The following is a 20,256-nucleotide window of genomic DNA, read 5'->3' on the forward strand; positions in this document are numbered from 1 at the left end:
ATGCCACTTTGCGCGCATCCGCGGACTCGCTCGACGCTGACGACTATGTACATGCCCTCTCCAGATGTTGCGCAACGGACGACTTAGCCACTGACCACCATCTCACGGTCGGTGTCGGCTTCGTCCGCATCAAAGGCCATATCGAACGGACCGGGCGCGAGCGTGAGCCGCGAGATCATGCCGCATCGCTCGGTAGGCGGTAGAAGCAGTGTCATAGGTGTTCCTTTTCATCTCGGACGACCGCCATCTGTCAGCATCGATGACGGGATAGGCACGACAACAGCAAGTGTCGTACCACTTGCAAGAACCATCGAAAGTCAGGCGGAAGCAATGATTTGACAGACACTTAAATGCTCGCTCAGGGCCTTGGACACGATCAGTCCGGACATGGGTCGGGAATGCGACAGCGTCGCTCGGGTCATGGCTGGCAGATAGATGATCTGATGAAGGAGCTTTCAGACCGCACGGCAATCGTTAGAGAACACCTCATTGCGGTGGAGCGCGAAGTCACTTCAGCTCGCTCAACGGAACAAAGGCTGTCGGTTTGCCTGGGCCTGCAACCGCATCCTTCAAAACCTTGAATACTCGCTGATCAATCGGCCGCGATGCCACGAAATCAGCATAAGCCTGCTCCAGCATCGCTTTGCACCGAGCTCTGATTTCCGGCTCTGTGGCGCCAGAAAATTGCTCTTTGGCGAAATATTGTCCCATGCGCTTTAGGATGTGAAGGCGCGCGACATTTACAATCTTCGGATTATAATCGACGCCGAGCAGCGAAAAGAACTCCTCTGCCGACGAGGCGTTGCTAAGCCGGTCCAGGATATGGGCTGCCGGGGATGAGTTGATCATCGAAAGGTCTCCTTTGGATCAGCTTCGGACGCCAAATAAGATACTCCTAGCGCCTGATGATATTGCCGCGGTTCTACCTCGTGCAGCGGGTGCGCTTCGCCAACGCCCGCCCTGGAACGCCGACGCGCTCAACTTCGCTATCCAGATCTGCAGGTTCGGCGGACGGCGACGGCAGCCCGGATGAGGAAGGGGCATGAACGGCCAAACCGCAATCGGTGCTGATGCTCGTCCGACCGGTGGTCGGGCGGGACGGCAGCCTCAAGAGAAGACGTCGCTTGGCAGTCCGCGGACGGCTCGCTGCCGGATTGCAGATCACAGCATGAATGCCGGAACAGCCCGTAATAACTGGAGCGCAGATTTGCGACCAGCGAGTTGGCATGCGGAAGTGCGGCATCTTCGCGCCAATCAGTGGCATCGGATGGCCTCCTTGCGATGCACTTGGTCTGTCGAATAGTCGGCGCAAACGATGCTAAGCACGGCTCTTCACCCGCTTTGGGTGGCTGGGCATCCGCACACGTCGCGCCAGATCGCCGCCACCGTTTTGCGCTCGACCGGCAGCTTGTGCTCAATCGCATGCTTGCGAACCTGCGAGAGGATCTGTCTGGCTTGATCGGCGCTGGCGGCCAGCTTGAGTTCATCGAGCAACGCCGTAATCGCCGCAAGTCCGGAATGCTTGCCGATCACAAAGCGGTTGCGGCGGCCAAGCAAAGCCGGATCAAGCGACTGATAGGTGCGCTGATCCTTCAAAAGGCCATCGACATGAATGCCGGATTCGTGCGTAAATGCGTACTCTCCAACGATGGCCTTATTCAGAGGAATGGCACGCGCGGCCGCTGCAGCGACCAGTGCGGCGACGTTCTCGAGCTCCGGAAGTATGATGCCGGTCTCGCGCCCGTAGAGCTGCTTGAGTGCGACCGCGACTTCCTCAAGCGGCGCATTTCCGGCCCGCTCGCCTAACCCGATGACGGTCACTGAAGCGTGGCTCGCGCCAGCTTTGATGGCTGAGAGTGTATTGGCGGTTGCGAGTCCGAGATCGTCGTGGCCGTGAAATTCGAGTTCCAAATCGGTGGTCACACGCAGTTTCCTGACCAGCGCGTAGGTTGCGTCGGGATCGAGCACACTGAGCGTATCTGCAACACGAAAACGACACGCGCCCGCGGCTTTTGCGACTGCAATCAGCCGGATCAGAAACTCGACGTTGGCGCGCGAAGCGTCCTCGCCGCCCACAGAAACTTGAAGCCCCTTCTGACGAGCATAGCCGACCAATTGCCTCACCTGTTCCAGTGCCAGGCTGCGATGACCGCCGAGCTTGGCTGCGATCTGCACATCGGAAGTCGGGATCGACATGTTGATCATGGACACCCGGGCTTCAATCGCCGCATCGACGTCCGCTTTCCTCATCCGGCACCAGCCTATCGTCGTCAGCGGAAGATCTGCTTCGACAATGGCGCGGATTGCTGTGATTTCCTCATTGCCCATCACGGGCGTTCCCGCCTCGATCTCCGTGACCCCGGCCCGCGCAAGCGCCTGCGCGATCGCCAGCTTTTCCTTCGTGGTGAACGCAACACCGGGCGCCTGCTCCCCGTCCCTTAGCGTCGTATCGTTAAGCACGGTCGGCTTCGCGCGTTCTTGATCGAACCATGAGGGTTCGTCGCTAGAGGCGATCACGCAGGCTGGCTCCTTATCTTTGACCACATCCCTTTCAGCAACCCGCATGCCACTGCGCTATCCCTGCCAACGGATTGAAAATCTACGCTTCCTTCCTTAACCTCCTCCCGCCAATGGATTGCCGCAAACGCGACTGGCTCATGAAAAGGGCGCTTTTGCCATTCCCAAGTCGAGTTCGAAAGCCAACCCGATTGCAGCGCGACGCGATGTTGGCGATTGATCCCGGAGCAATTCTGGCCGGCATGTCTTGGATCCATGGTCACTTGCTCGCATTAAAGCGGCGTTTATCCGCACGATGACATGCCGCGGGGATCGCTAGATCCTGGAAGCGTTGTCGCGCTGCAACGCACGAGAACGTTTGTGGCAAGTCAGATGGGCCAATCAGCGGTGACCTGCTGGCGAGCCGCCTCCAGCAACTGGTCGCGCCGGCGCTCGGCCATCCGGCTCTCACCGCTTTCTTCGCCGAAACAAAGGTTGAAGTCGTTACATTGCGTGCACACTGGTGTTGTGCACATCGCGAGGCCTTCATCCTCGCAAAGCATGCGATAGAAGAAACGCTTCCAACGCATATTGTTGACATTGCGCGCGGCGAGCGGCGCGTAGTGACGGCTGAGCAGCCGAGAGAGCTCGCCACGATTGCGCAATCCGAGATCTTCCCATAGATGGTCTGGTTCGATGGCTCGTCGGGCGATCATGGCAGCCAGCCAGCGGCCGAGATCTCCTTCCGTCGAGCGGTGCTTCAGGAGAAGATCGCGCACCATTGCGATTTCGTCGTTCTCGTTGCATTTGTACCTCAGGAGCTCATCGGGGAGTTCGACCTCAAGTGAGGGAAACTGCGCGAGCAAAGCCGCGAGTTCATCGCCCGATAGGCCAGTCTTCTCCGGAAGAGCGCCACCATCCATCGTGGCAGCCGCCAGAATAGATGCCAAAGCGTGGCGGTCGAAATGACCGTCACTGGCAATGTCGGCATCCGCAGGAAGTACGCCGGTGAGGAGGCGGTAGGCTACAATTCCGTTGGAACTGCTCGCATCAGGCTCACAAGCAGCCATAAACGGAAGGAAGTGCACTTCGGACATGATTTTGTGGGTCTCTATAGCGGCCAGGTTTGCGCCGCCGCATCCTGGTCCCGGCCGGGGGGCGCTGATCAGAATGCCGGCCTCCCCGGATGGGGGGTGAGGGAGGCCGGCATCCGTCGCGCGCCTTCGCAAGGCCGCGACTCACGACCTTTACTCGGCCGCGAGCTCGGCGGCAGTTTTGCCGATGATAGATTCGTCGACCGGCTTCATAATGCCATGCTCCATCAGCATGTCCTCGAGCTCGTCCATGGAGATCGGAGTCGGAATGATGCCCTTGCCGCCATTGTTGTGAACCTTGGTAGCGAGATTGCGATAGTGATCGGCCTGCTTCGAATCGGGCGCATACTCAAGCACCGTCATGCGGCGGAGTTCGGCATGCTGCACCACGTTGTCGCGCGGCACGAAGTAGATCAGCTGAGTGCCTAGCTTCTTGGCCAGCGCCTCCGCCAGTTCCAATTCCTTGTCCGTCTGTCGTTCATTGCAGATCAGGCCGCCCAGCCGCACACCGCCCGAGTTGGCGTATTTCAGGATACCCTTCGAAATGTTGTTGGCGGCATACATGGCCATCATTTCACCGGACATCACGATATAGATCTCCTGCGCCTTGTTTTCACGGATTGGCATCGCAAAGCCACCGCAAACAACGTCGCCGAGCACGTCATAGGATACGTAATCAATGTTCTCATAGGCGCCGTTCTCCTCGAGGAAGTTGATCGACGTGATGACGCCACGACCGGCGCAGCCGACGCCCGGCTCAGGACCACCGGACTCCACGCAACGGATGTCCTTGTAGCCGACCTTCATCACGTCCTCGAGTTCAAGATCCTCCACGCTGCCGGCGCTCGCCGCCAAACTCAGAATCGTGTCCTGCGCCTTGGCGTGCAAGATCAAGCGGGTCGAGTCCGCTTTAGGATCGCACCCGACAATCAGGATTTTCTGACCCATCTCGGCCAGCGCCGCCAACGTGTTCTGGGAAGTCGTCGACTTGCCGATGCCACCTTTTCCGTAGAACGCGATTTGCCTTAGTGAAGACATGTTGCTCTCCATCAACCGATTTGCCAAAAGTTGCGCGCCTCTGACGCGCGAGCTTGTTTCTCTCTCTCAGAAACTGGGCACACGGGTTCAAGGGAAGGAGCACATCGCTCGTCTTACGCGTCGGCGTGCACTCAGCCCTCACTCAGTGTTGCTGCCCGATATTAGCAACCGCCGTGCCAACGCTCGTAAGCGCTGCCCAAGTCTTTGATTACATTTAAAAAGCCACCTGCCCGCGAGTGCGCCTGGCTGTTTTGGAATCTATCGGTCAGCGCGGCTGTCAGAAAACGAACAAGAGCGGCAACCGCTGACGCGAAGCCCATTTGCATGGGCTGTCCCATATCCTCAGCCACGGAATGGGACTTGCTACTCCTCTCGTGAACCGGCTCTCTGGGACTTGAGCGGTGCGACAATGTCGGTTGTGATCCAGACTGACCGGACAGCGGATACCAGCGGCGCTTAGCCGACTGACATTGAAGATAATTGGCAAGACCATCGAATGGGCGTCGAACGCAGCAGCGACATGGCCATCGCTCAGCTCAGCCCTGCCAACATAGGTATGACATGGCGACAATCATCTTTTATCAAAAGCCCGGCTGCGCGACCAACGCGCGTCAGATTCAAGCGTTCAACGCTGCCGGTCACGACATCATAGCCCAAAGATATTTTGATGGAGCCGTGGGCTTCGGAAGAACTGCGCCGCTTCTTCGGCAATACCCCGGTCGCCTCCTGGTTCAACCAAGCGGCCCCCCGTATCAAATCAGGCGAAGTCAATCCCGCCATGATTGACGCCCAGCGCGCACTAGCGTTGATGTTAGACGATCCGCTCCTGATACGCAGACCTCTGATCGACGTCGACGGATCACGATGCGCCGGATTCGATCATGAGCTCGTGCTGTCGCTGCTTGGCCGCAAGACCCCAGATGATCTCGATGGATGTGTGCATGACGCAAACGAGACGCGCTGTCCGCAAACGTGAGGCTAGGACAGAAGGCTTTGATGCGAAGAACCACATTTTTCTGCTTCCGGCTTGGTTCGTGACCGCCGACTCGGACCCTCGCTGAGAGGGCCAACCTGGCTGCTCCGTAACACGGATCTGCCGATATTGCCCCTCGGGTGAATGCTGCCTCTACCGGCCCTGCAATGTGCGGGGTTGCTGCGTTGCCACTTTAATCGCGATGGCACAATGGGACTGGATAAGGCATCAAGCCAACAAACAATTTCCTGAAGAGATTGAGACTCAGCACAGGCTATGAATCGAACAGCTATAAAGCAAAGACAACGACGCTTCGATAGCCGTGCTTCTTATGCAACTCAGCCGCATAATTGCTGTGAGCCAGGCACCTTTTTGACCCGCATCAAATCCTCCGCCGCTTGTCATGTGTGACAGAGATCCCGCGCGCCTTATCGCGCGACTTTTGGAATGGAGAATTCGATGAGAACAAGAACAATTCTGACGACGACGTCGCTCCTCACGCTCGCGATCTCGTTGGCCAGCATCTCGGCACAGGCTGCAGATCTCGGTCCGGCGCCGGTTTATTACAAAGCGCCCCCGATCGAACCGTTCAATCCATGGATGATCCGCCTGCGGGTGCTCGGCGTTTTGCCGGATACCGCAGGCAGTTCAGTCCACGTCGCAGGAGTGCCCTCGCTGTCTTCTCCCAACTCCGGGCTATCGATCAGCGATCAAGCCATACCGGAGCTCGACATCACCTATTTCTTCACAAAAAACATCGCGGCTGAACTTATTCTCGGCGTGACCCGCCATCACATCAACGGCACTGGCACGCTTAATGGACTCGATATCGGCAAAGCTTGGCTATTGCCCCCGACGCTGACCCTGCAATATCACTTCAACGATTTCGGCCCACTGAAGCCTTATATCGGCGCAGGCATCAACTACACCGCATTCTTCAATCAGTCGGCGGCCAATACGTCGCTCGCCGGCCTTACCGTGACGGATCTGCACATCAGCAACAAGTTCGGCGCGGCGGTCCAATTTGGCTTCGATTACATGCTTGACCGTCATTGGGGCCTCAACTTCGACGTGAAAAAGCTGTGGCTGCGGCCAGACTATTCTGCGACCGTAAACAATGCGATTCCCGTCTCCGGGCGCGCCAATATCGACCCATGGCTCATCAGCGGCGGCATCGCTTACAAGTTCTGACGTCAGAATAGGGTCCAGAGAAGAAGACAAGGTTGTCAATCCGGACGCGGCGAGCCATCGAGCGCGTCCTTCAACCGCACCGCAGTTCATCCGCGAGCGAGATGGCGTGTCAAAGACGCGTCGTCTCGCGAAGAAAGTAAGCGCCATCCGCTCCTTGCGCTTGCCCCGTGCAGCGCACCAGACAATATAGAGTGACGCGAACAGATTGATCCAACAGCCATCAAAGAAACACGTTCTTGCTTTGTCAGGCGTTGCGACCGCGCCAGTTGCCGATCGGGTCTGAAAATTCAAGGCGCCGCGCTGCGCCGTGACAATGATAGTCTGACAAGGGAGTTGACGCTCAAGGTTCAGGGCCCGGGCACGAGCAGCGCTCTAATCTGGGCCCGTCTCACCGAACATCTCAAAGAGCGCCATAACGACAAGCTCCATGACGCGCTTTTCGCACGTCCTGACGCCTGAGGGCCGCCCGGTCATCGTGAGCCGACCGACGTGCCGAGGGGACAGCTCATCGACGGAGGAGCTGTCCATACTTGATTGCCCGGCCAAGCGGCGCGAAGCAAGGCGTTTAGCTGCGCTTTAGCACCATCACGAGGCGGTCGACACGTTTACCCTGCTTGAGATGGGATTCCAGGATTTCATCGACGTCCTCCGGCGTAGTCGCGCGGTACCAGATTCCGTCAGGATAGACGACCATCAAGGGACCGGAGTTACAATAGCCGAGGCAGCCAGCCATCGTGAAACCGATATCGTTAAGGCCTTGCGCTTCGATCGCCTTGCCCATTCGATCCCACAGTGCTTGCGCGCCAGAGGCGCCGCAACTGCCGTGCGGATGAGTGGGCGGACGCTGCGTGTTGCAGGCAAAGACATGATGCCTATAAATTTGGGGGAGCTCGAATTCGGTTTCTGAGTCCATGCGCTTATCCTGTGATCAGTGCGAGCGATCCGAAAGAGACATGGCCCGGGCCCGCATCGCCCTCACAGGGTCTCTTGCTGTCGAACGCCGCATCGATCGATTGATGCTACTGATTTCGACGCGCGCCTGCGAACGCAGGCGAAATGAGCGAACGCAACACTAATTGTAAACGCTGAAGATCAGCCACACATGACTCACGTCTGGCACAACCTTCCTGATTCGTTTCAACGTCTTCTCCTACCATCGCACTCTCTTCGCTCCTACATTGCTCAACCATCCGATTGCTCCGAAGCAAGTTCCACACCAAATGCAGAATCCTTGCGTTTTTACGACTATCTTTTGTTCTGCCAAGGCGCTCTTCATCGTTGATGCTGGAATTCCAACAATGTCGTTTCTCTTCTGTTTTGGACAGGACAATCGTTGGCTTCGCATTTGACGCTCCCCATTCTGCTTCAGCCGTTCGCACGCATGATGTGCGCTGCGCTGTTTCCGATCTATTGTTTACCTCAACAAGATAGCGCCTGACGCAAACGTCCCGACAGTCAGAGTGAACGCAGACCCGCGTTCAAGGCTATAGGTTAAGCTGCCTGGACTTTATCGGCCGTCACGAAACCCGCAATACAGCGGACCTGGATCGCGCCCACAACCGTGCACGATACGGTCAAGGCGGACTTGCCGCCTCAATCCGAACAGCGAACACGTGTTCATTCATGAATGCGTCCGTAAACCGGCGGCCCCCGAAGATCGCGGCGCCACTCGCTGAGAGGTCGCATTGAGGCGTTTGGCATTGCAATTGCAGCGCAGAAAATAAGCCGGCCGTCGCTGACGGACAAAAGCTTCTGACACAGGATCGTCATTGTTCCTCCCAAACGATCCTGTCAGTCTGGGTCTCCCCATTCTCGCAGCCCAGACGGTGTCCTCGGCGGACTTCCAGCCGCCGAGGGCATTTCTTGAACATGTTCTATCGGCCGGCAGCAAAACGCAGGTCCCGCTGCCAGGTCCATTTGGCGAGTTGACACAAGAGTAACTTCTTGTTGGTGCGGTGGAGCTCTCTGGGCGCCTGGCAGCCATGCGTTCGACTGCCGTTTGCTCTGACAAGCTAAGAAAGCAGAATGCCGATCTGCACCACGCTCAGGAGTGACGATTTCGTCCTCCGATAAAATCCCGCACCCAACTTGAACAACAGCCAAATGATACGCCGTCAATCCGGATGGATCGTGATATCCATTGTTTCTTCGCTGTCCTCGAAGCGCTCGGAAGCCCGATCCTCCTCCAGCAGCTTGACGCCGCATAGGCAAACGTCACCTTCGATCACGGCGAGCGCTATCGGCTCAAGCGCTTGTCCATTGCAGGGACCATCGATGCACACTCCGGTCTCGATCTCGAACCTTGCACCATGCCGGCCGCATCTGAGAAAGGAATGGTCTGCCGAGAAAAACTCGCCGGAGCCGATGTTCAGCCAGACGCCGTCATGCGGACAACGGTTGACATAGCCAAAATAGTCGTTGCCGAAGGTGCGCACCACAATAATGGAAAACAACCGGCTCTCGCCGCTATCATCGATACGCGACAGGCTAAAGCCCCTGGCGCCACTCCGCTCGATGGCATCGGCCGGACAGACGGTAAAAACCTCGATCTGATCGCCCATTGGGTTCCCGATCATCGCTTGGCTCATCCCGGCCTGGCAGTTTCCTGCTTGAAGGCTTCGACCGTAGTACGGCTCAATCGGAAGATGCCACGGCCACGAGCGAGCGGTCGATATGCCGAGCTAGCGCGGGCGTTGAGAACTTCAAACCATTGGTTCGGCGTGAGCTTTGCCGGGCGCTCGCTGATCTGGACCACCCTTCCATTCGGAGCGAAGCGGACGTGAATGATGACTTCCTGTACGTTCATGGTAAGCTCTGTTTGACTAACTCGAGACACCCCAGCCGAAACCGATGGTGGCGTGCTCGGATTCGAGCATCTTGGCGCGTAGGCCTTAAGCCACGGCGTGGGCACGACACTTTGCGACGATCGAGCAGGCTCTCTGCGAGCGCGAGGCTGGAGCATCTCTCCCGCAGCTTCCCGAACAGTACATGATGCAGCGGCATGCGACGTGTTCCGCATTTATGCGGATATCTATCCGCCCGCGGGGCATCGCATGACATGCGCTCGATTGATTTCTCATCTCGCGCACGCCCAGAGCTACGATTGTGCTCAATCAATCCTCCTTTCATGTGGTGCACAACGATCATCTCAGTAAATCGCCGCACCTGCGCCCACGTTGATCGAGGCATCTTTCATGGTCTCCACGATAAACGCGATCTGCTTGTTCGTGAGATGGGTGTGAAAAGGCAGCGCTAAAGCGCGATCGGCGACCTTTTCGGTAACCAGGAAATCGCCACGGCGATAGCCAAGGTCAAAATAGTGGCGTTGCAAATGCAACGGTTGGCTGTAGGCAGCGGATTGAACCTGGGCGGCGCGCAGATCATCGATAATGGCGTCCCGACCGGATCGCGTGAAGCGTGTCCCCAATTGAACGAGATAAAGCATCCAGTTCACATCCGTCACATCGGGACCGACATAAGGCGGCTTGATGCCTTCAAATGACTGGATATGCGCGTTATAGAGCTGCTCGATGAGCCGACGCCGCTCCAGGATTTCATTGAGACGCTTCAGCTGCGCCAGCCCCAAGGCAGCCGTGAGATCGCTGATGCCAGCCTGGTAAGGTGCTGTGCTCGCGACGACGACTGAGAATCGCTCGTCCAGGCGGTGGGCGCGATGGCGGCGCAACCCAACCGCAATATCAATGTCATCCGTCACCACCATTGCGCCTTCACCGCAGCTTAGGGCTACCGGCTGGGCAAAGTCGAACACGGCCAAGTCGCCAAATCGGCCGACGAGCTCCCCCTTGTAGCTCGACCCGATCGCCTCGGTGGAATCCTCCAAGAGCAGCAGCCGGTGGCGCTGTGCGACCGTCCGCAGTTCTGCCCATGGCGCAGGATGACCGTTGGGATTGCCGGCAACAATCGCCCGCGTGCAGGCCGTAATGCTCTCTTCGACCTTCGCTGGAACCAATGTTCCCGACCAATAGTCGACGTCGGCAAATACCACCCGTGCGCCTGCGAGACTGATGGCATGCGCTGTTTCGCGAAAGGCGTAGGGCGAGGCGATGACCTCATGTCCTGCTCCGATCCCGAGCGCCTTGAGTGCAAGCAGGAGCCCAATAGTACCACTCGAAACCGCAACGGCATGTTTGCGGCCCAGATAGACCGCGAAAGCCTGCTCGAACGCCTCAGTGATCCGCCCGCTGGAGATCTGCGACGAACACAGCAGGGTTTCCACTGCAGAGAGCTCAGCGACGGTAATATCCGGGTCCGACAGTGGGATGAAGGATGCATTATTCTCCACATTGTGCGCACCATCGCACGGATGCTCTGCGAGCTCAGTGCCGCTCACTGCGCAGCGTTCCTTTTGGCCAATATGATGCCAGTCGCCCGTGCCGGATCGGCCGTAATCTGCACGCAGTGATCCGATCCATCGATCAGATGGAGATCGAAACGCACAAACTGCCGGAATGGCCGATCCGGCATATCCGACGCATCACAGCGCACACAAGCAAGCTGCGGAAAGCGGCGCCGCAGCTCGACAAACGGCCCCTCCTCGGCCCTGTCGGCCGCAAGCAGCTGCTCGATTTCAATCAATTCCTGCGCAGTGAGCGTCATCGTGGCTCCTCTGTGACCCCTCAAAAGCCGCCCCTCATTGCCAGAACAGACGCTCCGGATCCGTGTTCAATTCGTCGATCGCTGAAGTCAGGCGGTGATATAGGCTGTAAAATTCCCAGATTCCTTGGGCGTGGTTCTTGCAAAACACCTTCCAAATTCCGCTCACGCCATCATAAAGAATCAGCGCGACGTCGATTAGCGCGCCGTCCTTGTCAATATTGCGCGAGCAACAGGGGCTCTCGACGAGGTAGCCGCCCTTCACCGGCGTCACCTTCGGCGAGACGTAGAGATAGCGCGTGCGGGAGCTCAAGCTGCGCTCGATCCGCTTGCGATCAAGCTCGTTGGGGTGCGCCACCAGCCCGGTCTTGACCTTTCTCATCAGCCCGGCATTCATCGCGGAAGCCTCCCTTCAAAGACCTGTGATTTCTTCTTCAAGACAGCCGATGAGCCGCCGTTCTCCAAAATCGACAGTATAGATCGGAACGTTCGCTTCGGTATGGATGGCAACGCTGATGATCTCTCCAGCCACTCCGGCGCCGAGCAAGACGCCGTCAGGCTCCGCATTGGGAAAAGAGCCGTCGTTGATGATATCGACTACGGTTTTAACCTGCTGGCCCCGCCGATATTTCAGAAAACCGCGTTCACTCACGACACGGCCTCCTCCGGCAATGGCAGATCATCGATCTCCTCGCAGGCATCCACCGGCTCGAGTTCCTTGCGCTTCATGCCAACGCGGTAGCCGCTTTCCAGAAACTCGACACCGTAGATGTAGAACTGCTGCAGGAATGTGCCGATCGAGATGACGTAACCGATCTCACCCTTCTTGACCAAGATGTTGCCAATCTCCTTGCCGCGAAAGGTGCCATCATTCCGGATGCTGCGATTGGCTCGTACCTTTTGGCTAAAACTGAAGACAGGCGGCTCGTCGAGCTCGACGACGTCGCTGTCGCGAACAATACCGCTCATGTAGCGCTCCTCATGCATCGCTCGCTGGCAGACATGCAGGGGTGCTGCCCGGTCCGACCAGGAGACATCCTCCACGATTGTGTTCATCCCTCGCCGCACTCAGCCGATTCGCCCACCGCAATGCGTTTCGCCAGTTCGTGCCGACGCCAGGATGTCGCTGTAGGGCAGTCCGTGCCCCGAGTGACAGCCCTTCCGCGATATCTAACCGCGCTCTGGCGTATCGGCCCGTAGCCACACCAAGTAGCCCCGCAACGGCAGCGCGACGCGGCACGATGTGTCGGAACTGGACGTCCTCAGCGCAGACCGATTGATTGCGGAGCTGCGGGGCGAAGTGGCGCGCGACGGCGTCGCCGGCTCCCTGTCGGTCAGCATCGGCATCATTTCCCCGTATGAAACGATGTTCCGGCTTGGGCGACGAGGCTTCTATGGCCATCAAGCATCGACGATAAGACAACGGCATTAGCCTGCGCAGACACGATCGCTTGGACCTCGACGTCTGCGCGCCACGTGCCGCCGTTGCTGAGCGCGGGATTCCGCTGGGAGACGTGCTGGAGACGTTGCCGGCACGATCATTTGCACAAATAGCCGAACGCCGGCAGTCGCAGCCCTTCTTGCGCGACGGACGAGCGCAGGCACCGTAACTGGAGTGATGCCCCGGGGCGGCGTTGCCAATGTGACCGATCTTCGGATTGGCTCCTCCGCTCCAGGACGTCCGCGAACGATTCGGTACCGATCGTGTCAGCCGGTTCGAGTTCGAGCAGCTTGGTCGCGGCCTCGCCCCTGCTTCCAAATTGCCGGCCCATATTGGGGGGCCGGTGAGGTCCTTCAACACGGTGGGATGCAACCGCGGCATGATGATATCGGCGTGATCAAGTGCAGCATCAGTCGCGTTAACCATCCACCAGTCTTGGCCCGGGACTTCGCCGAACAAAGTGCGCGCGATCAGCGCTCCCTGACCGGCAGATGGCGACTTGGCTGCTGCCTCGAAGGTCATCGGCGGCTTCGCTCGCCCGGCACATTCCGCGATGTTGCGGCTCGGTAAGGCTGATCCCGCCGGGCATGCGCCGATCAGCGTGACCTCGTAAGTCACATCAACGATAACGGCGCTGCCCAGAAGCCTACGCTCGGAGCTGAGAGGCGGTTTTGGCCTGCCGCGCCAAATGAAATGCCTGCCGACGCTCCGCTGCCGGCGAGCAACAGCACGATCGCGGGGACATCCGGAGCAGTCGTCTTCGCGAAGGGAGGTGCGAAGGTCGAGACCTGCGGTGTTGACAACGCGCCGCACGAAGTTTGCAAATTTTTCAGCCCCAGCTCTTGGCATGCCGTTCATGGAAGCTCGTGTCCTAGGCTGACGCCTGATAGCGGGGCAAGGAAGTGTCAATTACGCAGGTATTGTCGACCGGACAGGCCGCGGCGCATTGCGGCTCGTCGAAATGGCCAACACATTCGGTGCATTTCGTCGCTTCGATGACAAAGCTTCCTCCCTTTTCCGAGATGGCAACGTTCGGGCATAAGGGTTCGCAAGCCGAGCAGCTGGTACACTGAGAGGCGATGATCTTGAATGGCATATATCCCCCTTACGCCGCGGAGATCAGAGCTCCCTGGCGGATCGCGGCGTCGCCGCGCTTCTCATGCTGGACATCGCCGCTCTTCACCTTGTCTAGATAGGACCTGAACCAGGCGATCGTCGACTTCTCGATGAACTCATGCGCGTATTGATCGACTGGCTCGATCCCGGCCTTGATCAGGTTGCTTTTTGGGCAGCCACCGATCTTGGCCACGAACACCGCATGGCAGTCATGGATGCCACGAATGATGGTCGAAAGCCTGTCCTCCTCGCCATACCCGTCCTGGCAGTAGACGTCGACGCGACGGTGACCGATGAATTTGGCGCCGGATGTAGAAAGTTCATATACTTGGAATTCCTTTGCATGCCCAAAGTGCTCGTTGATGAGTCCCGCGCCCTTGGTTGCGACCGCCACCACAACCGTGATCGCGCTCGTCTCGCCGGCGAACTGTGAAAGCTCTTCTTGGTGGGCCACGACGCTGGCGGCACGCTCGTCCTCCACCCTGCCTTGATAAGCCTTGCGCGTCCCAAGGTCATATTTGACGTCCATTTTCATGATCTGATCGGTACTGAACTCCGCGCTGCGATCCTCTCCGATCAGTCCGACAGCATCAGCGCGGCACTGGCGACAATGCCGCATCATGTTCATCCTCCCTTCACAAGCATCCTGCAGCGTCTTCAATTCCTGCGCCGTCGGCCCCCGCTGACCGTTTAGGCCAAACACCGTGCCGTACTCAGGCGCGGAGATCAGCGGCATGATATTGTGAAGGAAGGCACCGCGGGCCTTCACCGCCTTGTTGACCTCGACCAGGTGCTGATCGTTGATGTGGGGGATCATCACCGAGTTGACCTTGCACAGGATCCCCCGTTCGCTAAGCATCTCCAGTCCTTGCAGCTGACGGTCGATGAGTATCCTCGCCGCATCGATGCCGGTGTAGCGTCTATGGTTGAAGAAGATCCAGGGATAGATCTTGGCGCCGATTTCGGGATCGATCGTGTTGATAGTGATGGTGACGTGGTCGATTCTGGACCTGGTGATCGTGTCAATATGGTCCGGCAGAGCCAGTCCGTTGGTCGACAGACACAGCTTGATGTCGGGCGCCGCCTTGGCGACCAGTTCGAATGTCTTGAACGTCTTTTCTGGATTGGCGAGAGCATCGCCGGGACCAGCGATTCCGAGCACGGTCATCTGCGGAATGGTGGTCGCGACCACGAGCACTTTTCTCACCGCCTGCTCGGGGGTGAGCTTCTCGCTCACCACGCCCGGGCGAGATTCATTGGCGCAGTCATATTTGCGGTTGCAGTAATTGCACTGGATGTTACAGGCCGGCGCGACCGCCACATGCATGCGGGCGTAATGATGATGCGCCTCTTCGCTGTAGCAGGGATGATTCTTCACCTTTTCCCAGATTTCGCTCGGCAGATCGCCTTGGCTTGTCCGTGACCCGCAGCCTGCCTGGGCGGTCTTGGCTGCGGTGCGACAGCCCTGTTGCTCGGCGGCAGACTGCATCATCGTGCCGTTATCCAGCGCAGCTTTGGCGTATCCTCCGCCCCCCACGACCGCATTCATTCTCTTTCTCCCCGCAGGCACATTGGCTTCCCAGGACCATCCGTGAGCGAGCCTCTAGACGAGGCATAGCAACTCACATGCCACGGCGCAGAAGACGCACTTTCGTCGGTTTGTCATAGCGTTAGCGGACCCGGCCGACGTTGAGACATGTAAGAGCCGCAATGATACGCTTGTTAAGAATGCGACAGATGCGTCCCCATCCTCACTCAGAGCTTCGCGGGCTGGCGCATCAATGATGGCGGCAACGCGCGCGCAACACCCGGCTCCATCTGAGCGGGCCTTTCGTGCGCCGCCCCCACTCACAACTGGTGATACCAGTCGGGCTATCCAGCTTCGCACATCTAACGGGTGAGCAGTATCTCAACCGCGCAAGGGAGCCGAATCGCAAGCGGCGCCAGACCTTGTTCGAGCAGAAAACGGAGCTCGTTGCGCGACAGCGTGTCCGGATCGACGATCGCATAGTGGGCGCCACCCGAGCGCTTGATAATCTGCCGCGCATAACCGCGCAACAGCTGGTCGTTAAAGCGACAACCGATGAAGAGAAAGGCCCGTCCGCTCCGCCTTTCCTTGATGATGTCCGGAATTGGCGTCTGAATGTCGATCTCGGTCAAGGCCTCGACATAGTCAGCATCGGAGATCAGAAAGTTGTTGGCTGGATGCACGCTGCCATGCGGCTTATAGAGCACTGTCGCCCAGCTACCGGCCACGGCACTGTCGACCTCTTGGCCAGAGAAATCATAGAAGCGGTACCAACGATTCTCGCCAATGCCGGCACGGGTAATGCCCTGAACTTCACCCCAGCCCTCGCGCTTGCCCAGCGCGGCGCGTATTGCGCCGTCGTACCATGCATCGACGATGACGGGAAGCGACAGGGACGCGAAATGATGATGTAACGGCGTCGGCTCCGCTGACCGAGCGAAGGCCTGCACCATCAATGTCGTCAGCGTAGAGCGATGTTTGCTGACCTCGATATGCTGCGCCGATGCCCATGCATTGCCTTTGGCCCGCCGAGGCAGTGCGACCTTGCTGGCGAAGAAGTCGGCCAGCGCCTCGGGCGAGGTCGGCACATCGGATCTGGACAGTTCGGTGAGGCCAGGACCGAGATAGGGCACCACGCGCGCAACCCTTAACCCGGCAGCGATGTCGACGAGAATGGTCCTAGCCTCAGCTGCATCGACCAAGTCGATCCGCCGAGGCCCCTTCACTGACCCTCTCCGTCCGCTCCTCGTTTTTTGGCGTCGATTGTGATTGGTAATTTTGTATCGCTCGCCATCTTGGGCAAATCGAGTACCCAACCGTTGGCTATTTTGATCCACCCACCCCAGAGCGTCTCATACTCGGACTCAACGATCGGCTCCTCGAGATCTTTCTTTGGTACGTAGATCGACAGGCCTGCCTCTGGAGACCGGCGGATCATGATTTTCACATTGAACTCCTTGACTGTGAACCATGGCTGGCCAAGCGGGCCGGCTCCCGCGAAGCGGCGCGCAGGCGAGCCACGATGTCAGACACGGCGCACACGACCTCGTCGACCTCTGCAAATGAGGTTTCTCGCGATAGCGAGAAGCGCACCGCGCCACGCATGCTCCACGCCGGCACCTGCATGGCCCGCAAGACATGCGATGGCTCCATTGAGCCCGCGTTACAGGCTGATCCGAGCGACACAGCAATGCCGGCCCGATTGAGATGATGGGCGATCGCTTCGCCTTCGAGATGGTCGAAGGCAATATTGGTCGTGTTCGCCAGCCGGTTACTGATATCGCCGAGCGCAATGCACTGACCAATGTGCAGTATCCCCTGCTCCAGGCGGTCGCGCAACGCAGCAATGCGAACGCGCTCCGGTTCAAGCCGCTCCGCCGCGAGCTCTGCAGCCTTTCCAAGGCCGACGATTGCGGGAATATTCTCCGTTCCGCCGCGGCGCCGTCGTTCCTGGGATCCGCCCCAGATCAGCGGCCGGAAACTTGTCCCTTTGCGCAGATATAGCGCGCCGATGCCTTTGGGACCATGCAGTTTGTGCGCGGATAGCGACAGCATGTCGATCGCACTATCCTTAAGGTCTACGCGCATCTTGCCGACGACCTGGACCGCATCAGTGTGAAACAGCGCGCCCGCCTCATGGGTCAACCCTGCAAGAAACTCTACAGGAAATATCGTACCGGTCTCGTTATTGGCCCACATAACGGAGGCAATCGCTGTCCTTGGTCCGAGCGCACTGCGAAACGCCTCGATATCGAGCCGGCCGCGGGAGTCTACCGGTACGACATGCGTCTTGACTCCGCTTGCCGCCAATTGCTCGGCTACGGCGAGAACGGCAGAGTGCTCGACTGAGGTGGTGACGATCTCGTCGCGGCCTTCCTGGGTCGCAAGCGCAGAGAGAATCGCGGCATTGTTGGCCTCGGTCCCTCCCGAGGTGAAAACGATCTCATGCTCGTGTGCGCAGCCTAGCAACCCCCGTAAGCTACTCCGGGCCTGCTTCATGGCGACTGCGACTTCGCCGCCAAAGACATGCGTGGATGAAGCGTTGCCGAATTGCTCTGTGAAGAACGGCAACATGGCTTGCACGACGGATGGATCGGTCCGGGTCGTTGCATTATTGTCGAGGTAAATCGGCACTTGAATCCCGCTCAATCCAGTGCCTGGCCGACAGCCGCAATCGGGACGAGACGAACGCATTCGCCGATTTTGTCGACCAGCCTCGTCTGAATGCGGTCCAGCGTCAGTCTAGGACGCTTATAGAACGCGGATGCGCCGTTCAGACTGGCGATGGTCCTGTGGCTATTGGTCCCGATGAGCCGACAGTCGCCACGATCGCCAAGCAGATCCGCTCGCATCTGTCCGATTGCGTCGCGAATGCGAAGCGCTCTCGCAGCCGACGATTGCCATCCTTGTTCCGGTTCGGCCAGCATGCTGCGATGTTTCCTCTTTATCAGCTGAACGATTTGCCGCAGGAGCAGCTCGCGGCGGCGTTCGGGTTTTGAAAGATGAATCCGGAGCTATCCGGCGCCAGGACGAAATCAATGGTCGTGCCGATCAGATGCTCATGGCTCTTGCTGTCGACAAATACCTTCAGACCGGCGCATTCGATCACGGTGTCACCAAGCGTCGGCACCTCGGCCAAGCCCATCTTGTATTTGAACCCATTGCAGCCGCCTGCTTCGACCATAATGCGCAGGCCGCCGGTCGGGTGCATTGATGATGCCATCGCGCCTTTGATGGCACTCACTGCGCTATCTGTCAGGTTGATCACGGCTTACCCTCTCATGAGCTTAGGTCTGCCCGACAATGGCAAGTCATGTGCCAGCGTGCACAAGCTTGATCCCGCTTACTTTTTTTGATCGCATCTGTCGGCCTCAGCGCCGGTGTCGAGTTCGTGACAACGCTGCCCGGGACGATCGCCTCTCGCATACGCGTTTTGTTTCGCGGCACGGCTGGAGATCGTTACAGAGGCGGCGGCAAGCAATTTGCATCGCATCTGGCATCGGCCAGCGCGCCGGTGGAAAGCTCAAATCGAGGACGAATTTAATGACTGCAATCGAGAACACCGCACTCGGTCGACTTGAGAAGGAGGGCCGCCTGCTCAATGCTGTACTGAAGGGCTTGACGACCAAGCCGGGCCGGTTTGGCTTTCGCGGCGACATAGCACTCAAATTTCAGACGCAAGTCGCGGACGAGAAGCGGCCGCCGGACTATTCGATCGAACAGGTTCTGACGGTCGCGCAGGACGGAGAACGTACTATCCCGGTGCTGGCCGGCTACCTGCACTCCTTCGCCTATCTTGCCGACGTCGCGGCCGTGCTTGACGGTGCGTTGAGCCAAAAGGGCAGTTATTTCATGTTCTGTAACAACGTCGATTTGCTGGCGAAGTACCACATCAAGCTCGGTGGCATTACCTTCCACGTCCTGCCGTGCGATGAATCCACTGTTTGGAAGGAGATGATGGACCTGGTCGGGCTCAACAAGGACGACCTCAAGAAGCTGGATGCGGGCGGCAAGCTTGATTACCTCCTCGATGCGGCGAAGGCTCTCGATCTGTCCTACGACGAGATTTCATACGAAGACGGGCTAAAAAGGATGGAGCCGGTAAAAAACCGCAACGAGAACCGGCCGGTCTGAGCGCGGACGTCATTCGTTCCGGGACGCATCGTCTTCGACAAGCGCACGCCGACGACACAGATATCGCCATCCAGCACTGTCAAGGCGATCGGCGTGAGCGTTCTGCCCTTACACGGACCATCGACGCACAGCCCGGTTCCGAGCTCGAAGGTGGATCCGTGTTTGCCGCACATCAGCCGGATGCCGTATGGATCGAGGAACTCGTTTCGTTCCCAGTCCAAAGCAACGCCGTTGTGCGGGCATCTATTGAGATAGCCAAGCACCTTCTTACCCCAGCGCACCACAACGATGGACCACGGCCGGTGATTGCCGTCATGATCGAGGACCATAAGGTGGAATCCCATGGCCTTGCGGCTCGGAATGTCGTTAAAACCACAAATCGCGTAAATAGCATCCACCTGCATTCATTGCTCGTCTATCGCCACTGTTCCTGTGCCTTGTGCTGCAAGAATCGGAGTGCTACGCGGCGCGGAACCGCAAGCGCGTGCGCAGCCGGTTGCTCCTGGCGTAGCGATCCATTCCGTCTTCCCAGCGTACGCGCATTGGCGCTCCCAGGGTCTCTATAAAACTGATGTTCTATTGTACTGATAATTTCGTCCATTTGCTGGACGAGCCCGACAAGACGCTCGAT

General features: G+C 58.4%; 23 protein-coding genes. 3 read left to right on the top strand and 20 right to left on the bottom strand.

The window, feature by feature from the left end:
- Positions 1-507 precede the first annotated feature (507 nt).
- From nifW to nifH, 4 genes are all read right to left on the bottom strand, one after another.
- The gene (gene nifW / locus ACVWZM_RS09835; protein WP_456852944.1) at positions 508-849 is read right to left on the bottom strand and encodes a nitrogenase stabilizing/protective protein NifW; all 342 of its coding nucleotides are present in this window, start codon (positions 847-849) and stop codon (positions 508-510) included.
- A gap of 483 nt (positions 850-1,332) precedes the next feature.
- Entirely contained in the window at positions 1,333-2,565 is a 1,233-nt protein-coding gene (nifV, locus tag ACVWZM_RS09840) for a homocitrate synthase (protein ID WP_456852946.1), read from the bottom strand.
- Positions 2,566-2,885: 320 nt separating this feature from the next.
- Positions 2,886-3,593 (bottom strand): nitrogen fixation protein NifQ, encoded by a 708-nt coding sequence (locus ACVWZM_RS09845; RefSeq protein WP_456852948.1) that lies wholly within the window; start codon positions 3,591-3,593, stop codon positions 2,886-2,888.
- A 150-nt stretch (positions 3,594-3,743) separates the two neighbouring features.
- Positions 3,744-4,628 carry a nitrogenase iron protein gene (nifH, locus tag ACVWZM_RS09850; RefSeq protein WP_253626052.1) on the bottom strand — a complete coding sequence of 295 codons (885 nt, stop codon included), beginning with the start codon at positions 4,626-4,628 and terminating at the stop codon, positions 3,744-3,746.
- A 667-nt stretch (positions 4,629-5,295) separates the two neighbouring features.
- On the opposite strand from nifH, the gene ACVWZM_RS09855 reads away from it, so the two are divergent.
- Positions 5,296-5,604, top strand: a complete 309-nt coding sequence (locus ACVWZM_RS09855; protein ID WP_456852950.1) for an ArsC/Spx/MgsR family protein — start codon at positions 5,296-5,298, stop codon at positions 5,602-5,604.
- A 444-nt stretch (positions 5,605-6,048) separates the two neighbouring features.
- Complete coding sequence (locus ACVWZM_RS09860; protein ID WP_456828165.1) at positions 6,049-6,792, top strand: OmpW/AlkL family protein; 744 nt, start codon at positions 6,049-6,051, stop codon at positions 6,790-6,792.
- Positions 6,793-7,357: 565 nt separating this feature from the next.
- Here the strand turns inward: ACVWZM_RS09860 and ACVWZM_RS09865 are convergent.
- The 15 genes from ACVWZM_RS09865 to ACVWZM_RS09935 all read right to left on the bottom strand — a co-directional run bounded on the left by ACVWZM_RS09865 (position 7,358) and on the right by ACVWZM_RS09935 (position 18,759).
- On the bottom strand, positions 7,358-7,705 hold the full coding sequence (locus ACVWZM_RS09865; protein WP_050420686.1) for a (2Fe-2S) ferredoxin domain-containing protein: 348 nt from the start codon (positions 7,703-7,705) through the stop codon (positions 7,358-7,360).
- 1,201 nt (positions 7,706-8,906) lie between these two features.
- Positions 8,907-9,353 (bottom strand): Rieske (2Fe-2S) protein, encoded by a 447-nt coding sequence (locus tag ACVWZM_RS09870; RefSeq protein ID WP_456828163.1) that lies wholly within the window; start codon positions 9,351-9,353, stop codon positions 8,907-8,909.
- 23 nt (positions 9,354-9,376) lie between these two features.
- Positions 9,377-9,598 carry a hypothetical protein gene (locus tag ACVWZM_RS09875; protein WP_456852953.1) on the bottom strand — a complete coding sequence of 74 codons (222 nt, stop codon included), beginning with the start codon at positions 9,596-9,598 and terminating at the stop codon, positions 9,377-9,379.
- A gap of 342 nt (positions 9,599-9,940) precedes the next feature.
- Complete coding sequence (locus ACVWZM_RS09880) at positions 9,941-11,095, bottom strand: DegT/DnrJ/EryC1/StrS family aminotransferase (protein WP_456856667.1); 1,155 nt, start codon at positions 11,093-11,095, stop codon at positions 9,941-9,943.
- 44 nt (positions 11,096-11,139) lie between these two features.
- Positions 11,140-11,409: a hypothetical protein gene (locus tag ACVWZM_RS09885; RefSeq protein WP_456852955.1), complete on the bottom strand. Its 270-nt coding sequence runs from the start codon at positions 11,407-11,409 to the stop codon at positions 11,140-11,142.
- 34 nt (positions 11,410-11,443) lie between these two features.
- Positions 11,444-11,803 carry a DUF3024 domain-containing protein gene (locus tag ACVWZM_RS09890; RefSeq protein WP_253624737.1) on the bottom strand — a complete coding sequence of 120 codons (360 nt, stop codon included), beginning with the start codon at positions 11,801-11,803 and terminating at the stop codon, positions 11,444-11,446.
- A 15-nt stretch (positions 11,804-11,818) separates the two neighbouring features.
- Positions 11,819-12,058, bottom strand: coding sequence for a nitrogen fixation protein NifZ (locus tag ACVWZM_RS09895; RefSeq protein WP_456852957.1), 240 nt, complete (start codon positions 12,056-12,058; stop codon positions 11,819-11,821).
- Complete coding sequence (locus ACVWZM_RS09900) at positions 12,055-12,375, bottom strand: nitrogen fixation protein NifZ (RefSeq protein WP_456856668.1); 321 nt, start codon at positions 12,373-12,375, stop codon at positions 12,055-12,057. Before ACVWZM_RS09900 ends, ACVWZM_RS09895 begins: the two co-directional genes overlap by 4 nt.
- Positions 12,376-13,718: 1,343 nt before the next feature.
- Positions 13,719-13,943, bottom strand: a complete 225-nt coding sequence (locus ACVWZM_RS09905) for a 4Fe-4S binding protein (RefSeq protein WP_456852959.1) — start codon at positions 13,941-13,943, stop codon at positions 13,719-13,721.
- 9 nt (positions 13,944-13,952) lie between these two features.
- Positions 13,953-15,512: a nitrogenase cofactor biosynthesis protein NifB gene (nifB, locus tag ACVWZM_RS09910; protein ID WP_456852961.1), complete on the bottom strand. Its 1,560-nt coding sequence runs from the start codon at positions 15,510-15,512 to the stop codon at positions 13,953-13,955.
- Positions 15,513-15,853: 341 nt separating this feature from the next.
- A complete protein-coding gene (locus tag ACVWZM_RS09915) occupies positions 15,854-16,699 on the bottom strand; it encodes an SIR2 family NAD-dependent protein deacylase (RefSeq protein ID WP_456856669.1) in 846 nt (281 codons plus the stop codon).
- A 14-nt stretch (positions 16,700-16,713) separates the two neighbouring features.
- Positions 16,714-16,938, bottom strand: a complete 225-nt coding sequence (gene nifT, locus ACVWZM_RS09920) for a putative nitrogen fixation protein NifT (protein ID WP_253624742.1) — start codon at positions 16,936-16,938, stop codon at positions 16,714-16,716.
- Positions 16,935-18,185 (bottom strand): cysteine desulfurase NifS, encoded by a 1,251-nt coding sequence (nifS, locus tag ACVWZM_RS09925; protein ID WP_456852963.1) that lies wholly within the window; start codon positions 18,183-18,185, stop codon positions 16,935-16,937. Before nifS ends, nifT begins: the two co-directional genes overlap by 4 nt.
- A complete protein-coding gene (locus ACVWZM_RS09930; RefSeq protein ID WP_456852965.1) occupies positions 18,137-18,418 on the bottom strand; it encodes a NifU family protein in 282 nt (93 codons plus the stop codon). Before ACVWZM_RS09930 ends, nifS begins: the two co-directional genes overlap by 49 nt.
- A 20-nt stretch (positions 18,419-18,438) precedes the next feature.
- Positions 18,439-18,759: a HesB/IscA family protein gene (locus ACVWZM_RS09935; RefSeq protein WP_456852967.1), complete on the bottom strand. Its 321-nt coding sequence runs from the start codon at positions 18,757-18,759 to the stop codon at positions 18,439-18,441.
- Between the two features lie 275 nt (positions 18,760-19,034).
- On the opposite strand from ACVWZM_RS09935, the gene ACVWZM_RS09940 reads away from it, so the two are divergent.
- On the top strand, positions 19,035-19,625 hold the full coding sequence (locus tag ACVWZM_RS09940) for a hypothetical protein (protein WP_456852969.1): 591 nt from the start codon (positions 19,035-19,037) through the stop codon (positions 19,623-19,625).
- Here the strand turns inward: ACVWZM_RS09940 and ACVWZM_RS09945 are convergent.
- Complete coding sequence (locus tag ACVWZM_RS09945) at positions 19,547-20,029, bottom strand: Rieske (2Fe-2S) protein (protein ID WP_456852971.1); 483 nt, start codon at positions 20,027-20,029, stop codon at positions 19,547-19,549. The genes ACVWZM_RS09940 and ACVWZM_RS09945 overlap by 79 nt on opposite strands.
- Positions 20,030-20,256 lie beyond the last annotated feature (227 nt).

The sequence above is a fragment of the Bradyrhizobium sp. USDA 4501 genome (assembly GCF_054062115.1).

Coding starts and splice junctions, on each gene's coding strand:
- nifW (WP_456852944.1), bottom strand. CDS start 849: ATGATCAACTCATCCCCGGCAGCCCATATCCTGGACCGGCTTAGCAAC.
- nifV (WP_456852946.1), bottom strand. CDS start 2,565: ATGCGGGTTGCTGAAAGGGATGTGGTCAAAGATAAGGAGCCAGCCTGC.
- ACVWZM_RS09845 (WP_456852948.1), bottom strand. CDS start 3,593: ATGTCCGAAGTGCACTTCCTTCCGTTTATGGCTGCTTGTGAGCCTGAT.
- nifH (WP_253626052.1), bottom strand. CDS start 4,628: ATGTCTTCACTAAGGCAAATCGCGTTCTACGGAAAAGGTGGCATCGGC.
- ACVWZM_RS09855 (WP_456852950.1), top strand. CDS start 5,296: ATGGAGCCGTGGGCTTCGGAAGAACTGCGCCGCTTCTTCGGCAATACC.
- ACVWZM_RS09860 (WP_456828165.1), top strand. CDS start 6,049: ATGGAGAATTCGATGAGAACAAGAACAATTCTGACGACGACGTCGCTC.
- ACVWZM_RS09865 (WP_050420686.1), bottom strand. CDS start 7,705: ATGGACTCAGAAACCGAATTCGAGCTCCCCCAAATTTATAGGCATCAT.
- ACVWZM_RS09870 (WP_456828163.1), bottom strand. CDS start 9,353: ATGGGCGATCAGATCGAGGTTTTTACCGTCTGTCCGGCCGATGCCATC.
- ACVWZM_RS09875 (WP_456852953.1), bottom strand. CDS start 9,598: ATGAACGTACAGGAAGTCATCATTCACGTCCGCTTCGCTCCGAATGGA.
- ACVWZM_RS09885 (WP_456852955.1), bottom strand. CDS start 11,409: ATGACGCTCACTGCGCAGGAATTGATTGAAATCGAGCAGCTGCTTGCG.
- ACVWZM_RS09890 (WP_253624737.1), bottom strand. CDS start 11,803: ATGAATGCCGGGCTGATGAGAAAGGTCAAGACCGGGCTGGTGGCGCAC.
- ACVWZM_RS09900 (WP_456856668.1), bottom strand. CDS start 12,375: ATGAGCGGTATTGTTCGCGACAGCGACGTCGTCGAGCTCGACGAGCCG.
- ACVWZM_RS09905 (WP_456852959.1), bottom strand. CDS start 13,943: ATGCCATTCAAGATCATCGCCTCTCAGTGTACCAGCTGCTCGGCTTGC.
- nifB (WP_456852961.1), bottom strand. CDS start 15,512: ATGAATGCGGTCGTGGGGGGCGGAGGATACGCCAAAGCTGCGCTGGAT.
- nifS (WP_456852963.1), bottom strand. CDS start 18,185: ATGCGTTCGTCTCGTCCCGATTGCGGCTGTCGGCCAGGCACTGGATTG.
- ACVWZM_RS09930 (WP_456852965.1), bottom strand. CDS start 18,418: ATGCTGGCCGAACCGGAACAAGGATGGCAATCGTCGGCTGCGAGAGCG.
- ACVWZM_RS09940 (WP_456852969.1), top strand. CDS start 19,035: ATGACTGCAATCGAGAACACCGCACTCGGTCGACTTGAGAAGGAGGGC.
- ACVWZM_RS09945 (WP_456852971.1), bottom strand. CDS start 20,029: ATGCAGGTGGATGCTATTTACGCGATTTGTGGTTTTAACGACATTCCG.